The organism is Chromobacterium sp. LK11, from assembly GCF_001043705.1.
Taxonomy (GTDB): Bacteria; Pseudomonadota; Gammaproteobacteria; order Burkholderiales; family Chromobacteriaceae; genus Chromobacterium; species Chromobacterium alkanivorans.
Genome location: NZ_LDUR01000016.1, coordinates 100249 through 112408, shown reverse-complemented (window position 1 = coordinate 112408; position 12160 = coordinate 100249). Strand labels below are relative to the sequence as shown.

The window sequence follows — 12160 nt, the reverse complement described above, 5'->3', positions numbered from 1 at the left end:
TCATTCTGGTCAGCGCCGCCGGAAAATACCTCGTGCAAACGTCTGGTTTATGACGGGAAAAAACCGGAATATATTATGCAAACGCATAAACTCCGGAAACGCCATGCCCATTCTGACCGCCGAACTCGCGCAGGACATCGTCAGCCGCACCATGCGCATCATCCCCTTCAACGTGAACGTGATGGACGCCCGGGGCGCGATCCTGGGCAGCGGCGACGCCGGCCGGCTGGGGCAATTGCACGACGGCGCGCTGCTGGCGCTGGCGCAGCGGCGCACGGTGGAGATCGACGAGGCCACCGCCGGCAAGCTGCACGGCTCGCGTCCCGGCATCAACCTGCCCTTGCATGTGGACGGCCGCATCGCGGGCGTGGTCGGCCTGACCGGCCGGCCGGATCAGGTGCGCCAGTTCGGCGAACTGGTGCGGCTGACCGCCGAGATGATTCTGGAGCAGGCGCAGTTGCAGCGGGCGCTGCAACACGACGCGCGCCAGCGCGAGGCTTTCGTGCTGGAATGGATACGCGAGGAATCCGGCGCGGCGCTGGACGCCTGGGCCCAACGGCTGGGACTGCGGCTGGAGCAACACCACGTGGCGCTGAGCCTGCAGCTGGATGAAGAGAGCTTGGCCGCCGACCAGGCCCAGGCGGCGCTGCACCAGCTGCAAGCGGCGCTTGCCGTGCGCTGGCCGCGCTTGCTGAGCGCGGCCGCCGGTCCTTATGAACTGGTGCTGGTGGAGGCCTGCGACGACAATGACGAAACCGAACGCGAAGCACAGCTACAGCGGCGGCTGCAAGCGCTGAGCGCCTGGCTGGAACAGGCGGAAGCGCCGGATTACCACTTGGGCATGGGCATTGCGTTGCCCGGCCGCGACGGCGCGGCTCAATCCTGCCGCAGCGCGCGCGCCGCCGCCCGAATCGGCCGGCAACGGCAAGCGGAACGGCGCTCGCACAGCTATTACGATCTGGCGCTGCCGGTGTTGTTGTCCGACCTCGACCACGGCTGGCAGGCCCAGCAACTGCGACTGCCGCTGCGGCGGCTGGAGCAGACCGGCAAGAGCGGACTGCGCCGCACCGCCGAAATCTGGTTCGCCCACCAATTCCATCCCGGCGCCACCGCGCGGGCGCTGCACATCCACCGCAACACCCTGGATTACCGGCTGGACCGCATCGCCGAGATCACCGGTCTGGACCTGCAACGGCACGAGGACCGTTTCCGGCTTTATATCGCGCTGCTGCTGGCTTGAAGCTCAGTCGTCCCCGCCCTCTGGCTGCTAGCCTATCCGCTTCAGCCGCGTCGGCTTCGCGCCCTGCTGCGCCAGCGCGATCTCCAGCAGCGTCTCAAGGCGGATCACCCGCTCGGCCAGGCTTTCTATCTTGGCTTGCTGGCTTTTCATCGCCCCGGCCATCCGTTCCACCTTGTCGTTCATTTTGATCACGGTGGTCAAGGCGTCCCACATCTTGTCGGCCGCTCCCATCACGCCACCCGCTTGCCGTTGGCGCGCGCCTCCATGGTGGCGATGCCGCGGTTGGAGGCTTCGATGCAACTCAAGGCCTCGTCGATGGCGGCCCCGGCCTGGGCGGTGGTTTTCTCCATCGGATCCATCATGCCGGCCAGCAGCGCATCGTCGTCCTCGGGCCGGAAGGCGTCGGCGCGACCGGATGCGCTACACTAGCGCTTTTCTCCCGAATTCGCTGCCATGACGCGGACCACCTCACTCTCCCGCCGGCTGGCCTGGACCGCCGCAGCCGGCTGCCTGGGCTACTACCTGCTGCTGGCGCTGCGCCCGGCCTGGCTGGAAGCCAAGCTCGCCAGCTGGCCGGCGTCCGTCCTGCTGGCGCTGGCCATGTTCCTGCTGTTCTTCCTGCTGGCCGCCGGCTACGCGCTGGCCGCCGGCCGCGCCGACGACTCGGAGCCTTCATGAGCCACGCCTCCGCCTTTTTCCTATTGTTCGTGCTGCTGACCCTGGCCATCACCGCCGCCGCCGCGCGGCGCACCGCCTCGGCCGGCGATTTCTACACCGCCGGCGGCCGCATCCGCGGCTGGCAGAACGGCCTGGCGTTGGCCGGCGATTATCTGTCCGCGGCGGCCTTCCTCGGCGCCGCCGGCATGTATTTGTCCCAGGGCTACGATTCGCTGGCCTACGCCGTCGGCACCCTGGCCGGCTGGCCGCTATTGCTGCTGTTGCTGGCGGAGAAGCTGCGCGGCAGCGGCTGCTACACCGTCGCCGCGGTGCTGGGCCGGCGCTTCGACCACGACGGGGTGCGGCTGGCCGCCAGCGTCAACTCGCTGACGGTGACGCTGTTCTACCTGATCGTGCAGATGGTGGGCGCCGGCAAACTGATCGAGCTGCTGTTCGGCCTGCCCTATCTCGCCGCCGTGAGCCTGGTGGGGGCGCTGATGGTGCTCTACGTGGCGCTGGGCGGCATGCTGGCCACCACCTGGGTGCAGATGGTCAAGGCGGCGCTGATGTTCGGCTGCGCGCTGCTGCTGGCCGGCGGCGTGCTGGCGCGCTTCGGCGGCGATCCGGCGCGGCTGTTCGCCGCCGTCGAGGCGCTGCGCGGGCCGCAGGCCTTTCTGCCCAGTCCGGCGCTGAGCGAGCCGCTGGAAGTGTTGTCGCTGGGCCTGGGCCTGTGCCTGGGTCTGCTGGGCCTGCCCCATGTGCTGATGCGCTTCTTTACCGTGCCGGACCGCCGCGCCGCGCGTCAGTCCGCCTGCTTCGCCACCGGCCTGATCGCGCTGTTCTTCGCCGTCAACATCGTCATCGGCTACGGCGCGCTGGCCTTGGTGACGCCGGAGCCCGGCTTCCACGACGCCGCCGGCAAGCTGCTGGGCGGCGGCAATATGGCCGCCATCCACCTGGCCACCCTGCTGGGCGGACCCGTCTGGCAGGGCCTGGTGGCGGCGGTGGCCTTCGCCACCATTCTGGCGGTGGTGGCCGGCCTGGCCATGGCCGGCGCCAGCGCCATCAGCCATGACCTCTACGCCGCCTGGTGGCGGCGCGGCCGCGCCGACGCCAACGCCGAACTGCGGGTGTCGCGATGGGCCACCGTCGGCCTGGGCCTGCTGGCGCTGCTGCTGTCCACGCTGTTCCAGCAACAGAACATCGCCTTCCTGATGGGCCTGGCCTTCGCCATCGCCGCCTCCGCCAACTTCCCAGTGCTGCTGCTGGCCCTGCACTGGCCCGGCCTCAGCGCTCGCGGCGCGCTGTGGGGCAGCCTGGGCGGGCTGGCCGCGGCGGCGGCGCTGATCGTGGCCGGTCCGGCGGTCTGGGTGGGCGCGCTGGGCCACGCCAAGCCGCTGTTCCCTTACGCCAACCCGGCCTTGTTCTCGGTGCCGCTGGCCTTTGCGCTGGCTTGGCTGGGTTCGCGCCGCGGCGCAACGGCGGTATCATCGGCTAGCGAAACTTCGAATCGATCCCAACGCTCATGACCACACTGACTCTTTACGGCAACCGCCTGTCCGGCCACAGCTACAAGGTGCGCCTGGCGCTGATGCTGGCCGATGTTTCCCATGATTACGTCCACGTGGACCTGGCCGTGCCGCGCGAGCAGCGCCCGGAAGATTTCCGCGCCGCCAGCCGCTTCGGCGAAGTGCCGGTGCTGGTGGCCGACGGCACCGTGCTGTGCCAGTCCAACGCCATCCTGCAATGGCTGGCCAATAATTTCGGCCAGCTCAGCGGCGAGCACGGCAGCCGCGAAACCGTGCGCGAATGGCTGAGCTGGGAAGCCAACCGCGTCGGCTTGTCGGTGCCCAATCTGCGCTGGTCGCGGCTGAACCGCCTGCCGCAGCCGGAAGTGGAGGCCTGGCTGGAACAGCGCGCGCGCGCCGATCTGGACACCCTGAACGCCGCCCTGGCCGAACAGCCCTTCCTCGCCGGCCAGCGGCTGAGCATCGCCGACCTGTCCGCCAGCGCCTATCTGTGGTGGCTGGCCGACACCGGCCTCGACGTCGCCGGCTGGCCGCAGGTCCAGGCCTGGCTGGAACGCATCGCCCAGCAGCCGGGCTGGCAGCACCCCGACGTGCTGATGGCGCCGGACATTCCCGACTGAGCCTCCACGGAGCCCGCCCATGCCGTCCCGTCCCGATTGCATCCGACACTGGAGCGAGTTGATCGAAGCCGACTCGCAAAGCTACCCCGACAGCCGGGAGCCGCTGGCGCGCGGCGCGGCGCTGGGCAAGCATTACGGCTTCGCCCGCCTCGGCATCCACCACGAATTGCTGGAGCCGGGCCAGCGCACCAGTTGGCCGCACGCCGAAAAAACCGAGGACGAGTTCGTCCACGTGCTGGAGGGCGAACCCGACGTCTGGCTGGACGGCGCGCTGCACCGGCTGCGGCCCGGCGATTCGGTGGGCTTCAAGGCCGGCACCGGCCTGGCCCACACCTTCATCAACAATACCGAGCGACCGGTGCGCCTGCTCTGCGTCGGCGACGTCAATCGCGCCGACAATCAGGTGCACTACCCGCTGCACCCGGCGCGCAACGCCGCCATCGGCGCGCTGCACTGGGGCGACGCGCCCGAGCGGCCGCTGGGCGATCACGACGGCCTGCCCGACCTGCTGCGCGCGGCCGGAGGCCCTTTCTGACATGAACGATTTTCTCCAGGCCGCCGCGTCCCTGATCGGCCCGGCCCATCTGCTGACCGACGCCGCCGACACCGCGCCCTACACCCTGGACTGGCGCCGCCGCTACCAGGGCCGCCCGCTGGCGGTGGCGCTGCCCGGCAGCGCCGCCGAGGCCGCGGAGCTGGTCAAGCTCTGCCGCCGCCACCAGGTGGCCATCGTGCCGCAGGGCGGCAACACCTCCACCTGCGGCGCGGCCACGCCTGACGCCAGCGGCCGCCAATTGGTGGTGGCGATGCGGCGGCTGCGCGCGGTGCGCAAGCTGGACCCAGACAACAACGCCATCACCGTGGAGGCCGGCGCCACATTGCGCGAGGTGCAGTTGGCGGCGGAACAGGCCGGCCGGCTGTTTCCGCTGTCGCTGGCCTCGGAAGGCAGCTGCCAGATCGGCGGCAACCTGTCCACCAACGCCGGCGGCGTGGCGGTGCTGCGCTACGGCACTATGCGCGAACTGACGTTGGGCCTGGAGGTGGTGCTGCCGGACGGCCGAGTGCTGGACGCGCTGGCCGGCCTGCGCAAGGACACCACCGGCCTGGACCTCAAGCAATGGTTCATCGGCGCCGAGGGCCAACTGGGCCTGATCACCGCCGCCACGCTGAAGCTGTTCCCCCAGCCCAGCGCCCGCGCCACCGCGCTGATCGGCGTCGACGACATCGAAACCGCCATCGTCTGGCTCAACGGCCTGCGTCAGCGCTTCGACGACCGCCTCACCGCCTTCGAGGTGATAGAGGCGGACTGCCAGCAGGCGATAGCACGCCACCGTCCCGGCCAGCTGCCGTTCACCGCGCCGTGGCTGCTGTTGATCGAATTGTCCGACGGCGGCGACGACGCCGCGCTGAACGAGGCGCTGCTGGAATGGCTGGCCGGGCAGACCCCGCGCGACGGCGTGGTGGCGCAAAGCGAGGCCGAGCGGCGCAAGCTGTGGCTGCTGCGCGAGGAGATTTCGGAAATCCAGAAACAGGACGGCCCCAGCATCAAGCACGACATCGCGGTGCCCACCTCGGCGCTGCCGCAACTGGTGCGCGACTGCGGCGCCGCGCTGCGCCGGGCTTATCCCGGCGTGCGCATCGTCGCCTTCGGCCACGCCGGCGACGGCAATCTGCACTACAACATCAGCTACACTCGGCCCGGCAACGCCGACCTGTTCGACGACGAGCCGGCGGTCAACGCCATCGTCTACGACCATGTCTACCGGCTGGGCGGCACGCTGGCGGCCGAGCACGGCATCGGCCAGCTCAAGCCGCAGTGGCTGGAACGCTACAAGGACCCGCTGGCTCTGGAGCTGATGCGCGCGCTCAAGGCCGCGCTGGACCCGGAGCGGCTGATGAATCCGGGCAAGTGGTTGTGAGCCGGCGGCTCAAGCGCTGATCCCCAAGCCGTCCGGCAGCGCCCGCGCCAGCCGCGCCAACGGCTCCGCCCAGTCCCCCGGCTCGCTTTGGCGGAACAAACGATGTCCCGGATACCAGGGCGTGGTTTCGCTCTCCAGTCCCCAGCGCCAGTCGGCGTGCCGCGCCGACAGCAACAAGGCGCAGGGCAGCCCCAGCGCGCCGGCCAGGTGGCCGAAGGCGGTGTCCACCGTCGCCACCCCGTCCAGCTCCGCCAGCAAGGCGGCGCTGGCGGCGAAGTCCGCCAGCTCATCCCCCAGCGCCGGCACGCCGCGCGCGCGCAGCCAGTCGCGCTCCGTCTCGCTCAGGTCCGGCTGCAAGGCCAGCCACTGAACGCCGGGCAGCGCCAGCAGCGGGACCAGCGCCTCCAGATCCGGCAAGGAGCGGCAATGGTCGAACTCGTGCTCCGGCCGGCCGCGCCACACCAGTCCCAGCTTGCGGCCGCCGGCCGGCAAGCGCGCGCGCCAGGCCGCGCGCGCGGCGGCGTCGGCGCGCAGATAGGCCGGCTCCGGCGTCGGCTCCGGCTGCAGCAGGCCGGGCAAGCTCATCGAAAACACATGGCAATCATGCTCCGGCCACGGTCCGTCCAGGCCGGCGATCGGCAGCCACTCCACCGGCCAGCCCTGGGCCTCCAGCAAGGGCAGCAAGGCGGGACGGCAGGCGGCGATCACCCGCCCAGGCCCGCGCCGCAACAACTGCGGCAGGTAACGCGCCATCTGCAAGGCGTCGCCGTAGCCCTGCTCGAACCACAGCAACAGCCGGCGACCGCCCAGTTCCTCGCCGCGCCAGCGCGGCGACGCCAGGGCCGGCGACGGCGCGGTTTCCAGTCGCGCCTCGTGCAAGGGCCAGCCTTCGCCCCAACGCCGCTGGGTCAGCAGCAGATAAGCCAGATTGCGGCGCAGCCCGGCGTGCAGCGGCTGAGCGTCCAGCCCGGCGCGCAGCGTCGCTTCGGCCTCTTCCCAACCGCCTTGCTGCGCCAAAGCCAGCGCCAATTGCTGGTGCGCTTCCGCTCCGACCGGCTCCAGCGCCAAGGCGCGGCGCGCCAGCGGCTCCGCTTCCGCGCTGCGCCCTTGCCTCCACAGGCACAAGGCCAGATTGCCCAGCACCTGCGCCTGTTCCGGCGCGCGCTCCGCCGCCGCGCCCAGGCAGGCTTCCGCCTCCGCCCAACGCCGCTGCGCCTGCAACAGCAAACCCAGATTGGTCAGCGCGCCGGCATGGCCGGCCTCCAGCACCAGCGCCCGGCGCAACAGCGTCTCCGCCTCGGCCCGCTCGCCGCGCTCGGCCAGCCGCTGTCCCAACAGATTGAGCGCGTCCACGTCGTCCGGCGCGCAGGCCAGCGCCCGGCGCAGCCAGTCCTCGGCCTCCTCCGGCCGCCGCCGATACAATAAGCGGCCCAGATTGAAGCAATGGGCGGCGGACTGCGGCCGCAGCCGCAAGGCCAGCCGATACTGGGCCTCGGCCTCGTCCAACCGCCCCGCCTCCTCCAGCAATACGCCCAGATTGCCCTGGCAGGCGGCGTGCTCGGGGCGCTGCGCCAGTTCCGCGCGGTAATGCGCCTCCGCCTGCGCCAGCTGGCCCTGCGCCATCAGGCAACGTCCCAGGTTGTAATGCGCGTCCGGAGTCCGCGGATCGCATTGCAGCGCCTGGCGCCAACACTGCTCGGCCATCGCCAGTTGCTCCAGCCGCGCGGCGCACACGCCCAGCAGGTTCCACAATTCTGCGTTGTCCGCCTGGGCCTGCAAGCCGCTTTGCGCGGCCAGCAGCGCGCCGTGCAGGTCGCCGGCGGCCAGCAAGGCGCCCGCTCGCAGGGCGTCGGAAGTCGATTCGGTCATAAGTTTTCAGCGCCCGGAACGCGCCTGGCCGGCGTCGTCCCGATAAGCGCTTTTTGAAATCCGCTGAATATCGTCTCCCGCATAGTAACCAGCATCTCTTCCCGCTGTAATGCCCTTCGCCATGCTTGACCTGGATTTTCCAGACGCAACGGCCCTTTCTCTGGATAAGCGGCAATGAAGCCCACCTCGCCTCAAGCCTCAAACCCGTCCCTACCGGCCGAACTGGGCTGGATGTGCAAACAGGCGGCGCCTTCAGATACGAAAACGGCCGGAAGAGCATGCTCCCCGGCCGTGTGTTGTTGCCTTCGCCGTCTTACAGGCGGAACTTGTCGAACTCGGCGTTCATCTTGCCGGCATTGAGCGACAAGCCGGTCAGCGTGCTGCTGACGTTCTGCAAGGCGTCGTCGTTTTCCAGCACGTGGCCGTTGATCGCCTCCGAGCTTTGCGCGATCGAGGTGGTGGCCTTGTGCTGCTCGCTGGTCGAATCCGAGATTTCGTTCATCTTGGCCACCACGTCCAGCATGGAGGCGCGGATTTCCTCGATCTTGGCCACCGCTTCGCGCGTCAGTTCCACGCCCTCGTCCACCGCGGCCACGGTCTGGTTGACGTCGTTGACCGCGCGGCCGGTTTCGTCGCGGATCGCGCTGACCATATTGGAGATTTCCAGCGTGGCCTGGGCGGTGCGCTCGGCCAGCTTGCGCACTTCGTCGGCCACCACGGCGAAGCCGCGGCCCTGTTCGCCGGCGCGCGCCGCCTCGATCGCCGCGTTCAAGGCCAAGAGATTGGTCTGGTCGGCGATGTCGCGGATCACATTGGTGATGCCGGAAATTTCCTGCGAACGCTTGTCCAGCGAGGACAGCATAGTTTCCAGGCCGCGCACCGACTGCACCGTGCCCTCCATGCCGCTGGACAGGCGCTGCATATTGCTGGCGCTGGCCTCCAGGCTGGCGCCGGTCAGGCTGGTCAGTTCGTCGGCCTGGCGCGCGCTGTCGGCGATGTGGGAGATCGATACCGTGATCTGCTCCAGCGTGGCCGCGTTGGACGAGGACACGTCGGAAATGTGGCGCGAGCTGTCGGCCACGCCGGCCACCAGCTGGCTGGCGTCCTGCACCCCGTTGACCACGCCGGCGGCGTCCTGCTTCAGGCCGCGGAACAGCTGCGCCAGCTGGGCGACGAAGGTGTTGAAGGCGCGCGCGGTGGCGGCGATTTCATCCTGGCCGTCGTCCTTCAGCCGCAAGGTCAGATCGCCCTCGCCGTGGGAGATGTCCTCCATCGCGTTTTTCAGGCGCACCAGGCCGGCCAGCATGCGGCCTATCACCAGGCTGGCCAGCGGGATCATCAGCACGAACACCAGCGCGGTCAGGCCGGCGATGGTGTAGAGCAAGGTGGTCAACGGCGCCAGCACGGTGGCGCGGTCCGCCGCCAGCGCCATCACCCAATTGGTGCCGGGGATTTCCTGCGCCGACAGCAACATGGCCTGGCCGGAGATCTGCACTTCCGACGCCTGGTCGTGGCTGACGATGTCGGCCAAGCGCTCCGGCGTCAGTTCCGGCGCCACGCTGGTGATGGGCTTCAAGGCCAGGTCGGTTTGCGGGTGGGCGATCACCGTGCCCTTCTTGTCCACGATGAAGGCGTAGCCGTTGCCGCGCACTTTCAGGCCCAGCACCGATTTCACCAGCGCGTCCACCATCACGTCGCCGCCCACCACGCCGGCGAAGACGCCGTTGTGGTTGAACGGGGCGGAAATGGTCACCGTCAGTTTCTTGGTGGCTTCGTCCAGATAGGGGTCGGTCACCACCGCCTGGCCGCTGTCCTTGGCGCGCTTGTACCAGTCTCGGTCCGCCACCTTGTAGTCGGCCGGCGCCGTCCAGTCGTCGGAAAACAGCGAGCGGCCGTCGGCGTAGCCGGCGTAGTTGACGTTGAAACCGCCGGCCTTGGCGCCGGTCTTGAGGAAGCGGATGGCGTCGGACTCGGACGCCATCGTGCTCTGCGCGACGATCTGCTGTTTTTTCTCGCCCAGCCAGGTGGTCACCACCGCGCTTTGTCCCATCAGGCTGGCCTCGAACTCCTGATCCAGACCCTGCAATATTTCCGTGCGCATCTGCACGAAGACGATGACCACCAGCACCAAACCAAACAGCGCCATCAATAGCGCGTTCAGGGCAATCAGCCGGCTACGGAGCGATTTCATAACAGTCCTTTTTTCTCGCGTGATTGACAACCATGGCTTTGATGCCGCGCGTTTCCGGCGACACTCCCCTTACCGTTGGCAGCCAATTGTTATTGTTGATTTATATTCTGATCAGTTTAACGGATGTCACCCGTTATAAATATCAAATATGGGTAGGGTTGTGACAGATTATGATTTTGTTTGATCAAACGCAGAGGCAAAAGACAAGGCGGGAGCGGACGGCGGGCAAAAAAAACCCCCTGCGGTTTGACAACGGCAGGGGCCAACACGAGGAAGAAACGTCGTCCGGCGGACCGGCCGACATTTCGAGGGGCTAACACCTCAAAACCATACGGTTTTCAGTGCAGCCGCTACTGTAGCGTAATTACTCTATTTCGTCCACCCTATTCGGCTGATCGGATCAATCCCGCCAGCGATAATCGCGGAACTGCTCGCGCAGCCGCACTTTCTGCAATTTGCCGGTGGCGGTGTGCGGCAGCTCCTCGACGAAGACCACGTCGTCGGGCGTCCACCATTTGGCGATCTTGCCTTCGTAAAAGCCCAGCAATTCCTCCACCGAGGCGTCGGAGCCGGGCTTGAGCACCACCACCATCAGCGGCCGCTCGTCCCACTTGGGATGCGGAATGCCGATGGCCGCCGCCTCCGCCACCGCCGGATGGCCCACCAGGATGTTCTCCAGCTCGATGGAACTGATCCACTCGCCGCCGGACTTGATCACGTCCTTGGTGCGGTCGGTGATGCGCATGAAGCCGTCGGCGTCTATGGTCACCACGTCGCCGGTGTTGAACCAGCCGTCGGCGCTGTGGCTGGCGTCCAGTTCGCGGCGGAAGTATTGCGACAGCACCCACAGGCCGCGCACCTGCAGATTGCCGAAGGCCACGCCGTCGTGCGGCAGCGGCTTGCCGGCGTCGTCGACGATGCGGAGCTCAACGCCGTAGATCGGCCGCCCCTGTTTGGAGAGCAGCGCGTGCAGGCGAGACGGCTCCAGCCCCTCGTGCTTGAGTTTGGGCGTGCCGGTGGTGCCGCACGGCGACAGCTCGGTCATGCCCCACAGCTGGCGCATTTCCACGCCGTGCTCCGCCAGTTGCTCGATCATGCTTTCCGGCACCGCCGAACCGCCGGCGATCACCCGTTTCAGGGAGTGCAGCTTCAGATGGTTCTTCTGGCAATGCTGCAACAGCATCATCCACACCGTCGGCACTCCGGCGGTGACGGTGACCTGCTCGGTTTCGATCAGCTCGTACAGATTGACGCCGTCCAGCTTGGGTCCGGGCAGCACCAGCTTGCTGCCGTTCATGGTGCAGCTGTAGGGCAGGCCCCAGGCGTTGACATGGAACATCGGCACCACCGGCATCACGCAGGCGCGAGCCGAGATGTCGAAGCTGTCCGGCAAGGCGCTGCCGTAGGCGTGCAGCACGGTGGAGCGGTGCGAGAACAGCACGCCCTTGGGGTTGCCGGTGGTGCCGGAGGTGTAGCACAGGCTGGACGCGGCGTTTTCGTCCAGCAGCGGCCATGAGAACTGGTCGCTGTGGCTGTTGACCAGGTCTTCGTAACACAAGAGATTGGGCAGCCCCGTCTGCGCCGGCATGTGCGCCTTGTCCGTCATCAGCACGAAGGTTTCCACCATGCCCAGCTGCGGGCCGATCTGCTCCACCAGCGGCAGGAAGCTCAGGTCGAACATCAGCACCCGGTCTTCCGCGTGGTTGACGATCCAGGCGATCTGTTCGGCGAACAGCCGCGGGTTCACCGTGTGGCACACCGCGCCGTAGCCGGACACCGCGAAATAGGTTTCGTAATGGCGGTAGCCGTTCCAGGCCAGGGTGCCGACGCAATCGCCCTGGCGCACGCCCAGCGCCGCCAGCGCGTTGGCCAGCTGGCGCGCGCGCCGCGCCGCCTCGCGGTAGGTGTAGCGATGGATGGGCCCCTCCACGGTGCGCGACACGATGGGCGTGTCGCCATGGTAGGTTTCGGCGTGGCGCAGCAAGTCGGAAATCAGCAAAGGCCGGTCCATCATCTGTCCGCGAAGCATGGTTGTCCCCTCCATTGGCATGGTTATGGACATTCACCATACGGCGGCTAGAGTGGACGCTCCAATCAATTTTTCTGATGGCGCGGCCAAGCCGGATTTATACCCT

General features: G+C 68.0%; 9 protein-coding genes and 1 pseudogene. 6 read left to right on the top strand and 4 right to left on the bottom strand.

From position 1 onward, the window contains the following. Positions 1–103: 103 nt before the first annotated feature. Positions 104–1240 (top strand): sugar diacid recognition domain-containing protein, encoded by a 1137-nt coding sequence (locus tag VK98_RS11240; RefSeq protein WP_048414120.1) that lies wholly within the window; start codon positions 104–106, stop codon positions 1238–1240. A 27-nt stretch (positions 1241–1267) separates the two neighbouring features. Here VK98_RS11240 and VK98_RS11235 read toward each other — a convergent pair whose 3' ends face one another. Next, positions 1268–1471, bottom strand: coding sequence for a hypothetical protein (locus VK98_RS11235; protein ID WP_048414119.1), 204 nt, complete (start codon positions 1469–1471; stop codon positions 1268–1270). Positions 1472–1687: 216 nt separating this feature from the next. Here VK98_RS11235 and VK98_RS22780 point away from each other — a divergent pair. From VK98_RS22780 to VK98_RS11215, 5 genes and pseudogenes are all read left to right on the top strand, one after another. Beyond that, a pseudogene (locus VK98_RS22780) lies at positions 1688–1918 on the top strand (DUF485 domain-containing protein); the annotation flags it as partial. After that, the gene (locus VK98_RS11230; protein ID WP_053077340.1) at positions 1915–3426 is read left to right on the top strand and encodes a sodium/solute symporter; all 1512 of its coding nucleotides are present in this window, start codon (positions 1915–1917) and stop codon (positions 3424–3426) included. The pseudogene VK98_RS22780 and the gene VK98_RS11230, both read left to right, overlap by 4 nt. Next, complete coding sequence (locus tag VK98_RS11225; protein WP_048414118.1) at positions 3423–4046, top strand: glutathione S-transferase family protein; 624 nt, start codon at positions 3423–3425, stop codon at positions 4044–4046. The genes VK98_RS11230 and VK98_RS11225 overlap by 4 nt, the downstream gene beginning before the upstream one ends. Positions 4047–4065: 19 nt before the next feature. Continuing rightward, positions 4066–4581: a cupin domain-containing protein gene (locus VK98_RS11220; protein ID WP_048414117.1), complete on the top strand. Its 516-nt coding sequence runs from the start codon at positions 4066–4068 to the stop codon at positions 4579–4581. Position 4582: 1 nt separating this feature from the next. Beyond that, a complete protein-coding gene (locus VK98_RS11215) occupies positions 4583–5965 on the top strand; it encodes an FAD-binding oxidoreductase (protein WP_048414116.1) in 1383 nt (460 codons plus the stop codon). 9 nt (positions 5966–5974) lie between these two features. Here the strand turns inward: VK98_RS11215 and VK98_RS11210 are convergent, their stop codons facing one another. From VK98_RS11210 to VK98_RS11200, 3 genes are all read right to left on the bottom strand, one after another. Beyond that, positions 5975–7834 (bottom strand): tetratricopeptide repeat protein, encoded by a 1860-nt coding sequence (locus tag VK98_RS11210; protein WP_048414115.1) that lies wholly within the window; start codon positions 7832–7834, stop codon positions 5975–5977. A gap of 313 nt (positions 7835–8147) precedes the next feature. After that, positions 8148–10025 (bottom strand): methyl-accepting chemotaxis protein, encoded by a 1878-nt coding sequence (locus VK98_RS11205; protein ID WP_048414114.1) that lies wholly within the window; start codon positions 10023–10025, stop codon positions 8148–8150. Between the two features lie 400 nt (positions 10026–10425). Then, on the bottom strand, positions 10426–12054 hold the full coding sequence (locus VK98_RS11200) for a 3-(methylthio)propionyl-CoA ligase (RefSeq protein WP_082158924.1): 1629 nt from the start codon (positions 12052–12054) through the stop codon (positions 10426–10428). Between the last annotated feature and the right edge of the window lie 106 nt (positions 12055–12160).

Coding starts and splice junctions, on each gene's coding strand:
- VK98_RS11240 (WP_048414120.1), top strand. CDS start 104: ATGCCCATTCTGACCGCCGAACTCGCGCAGGACATCGTCAGCCGCACC.
- VK98_RS11235 (WP_048414119.1), bottom strand. CDS start 1,471: ATGGGAGCGGCCGACAAGATGTGGGACGCCTTGACCACCGTGATCAAA.
- VK98_RS11230 (WP_053077340.1), top strand. CDS start 1,915: ATGAGCCACGCCTCCGCCTTTTTCCTATTGTTCGTGCTGCTGACCCTG.
- VK98_RS11225 (WP_048414118.1), top strand. CDS start 3,423: ATGACCACACTGACTCTTTACGGCAACCGCCTGTCCGGCCACAGCTAC.
- VK98_RS11220 (WP_048414117.1), top strand. CDS start 4,066: ATGCCGTCCCGTCCCGATTGCATCCGACACTGGAGCGAGTTGATCGAA.
- VK98_RS11215 (WP_048414116.1), top strand. CDS start 4,583: ATGAACGATTTTCTCCAGGCCGCCGCGTCCCTGATCGGCCCGGCCCAT.
- VK98_RS11210 (WP_048414115.1), bottom strand. CDS start 7,834: ATGACCGAATCGACTTCCGACGCCCTGCGAGCGGGCGCCTTGCTGGCC.
- VK98_RS11205 (WP_048414114.1), bottom strand. CDS start 10,025: ATGAAATCGCTCCGTAGCCGGCTGATTGCCCTGAACGCGCTATTGATG.
- VK98_RS11200 (WP_082158924.1), bottom strand. CDS start 12,054: ATGCTTCGCGGACAGATGATGGACCGGCCTTTGCTGATTTCCGACTTG.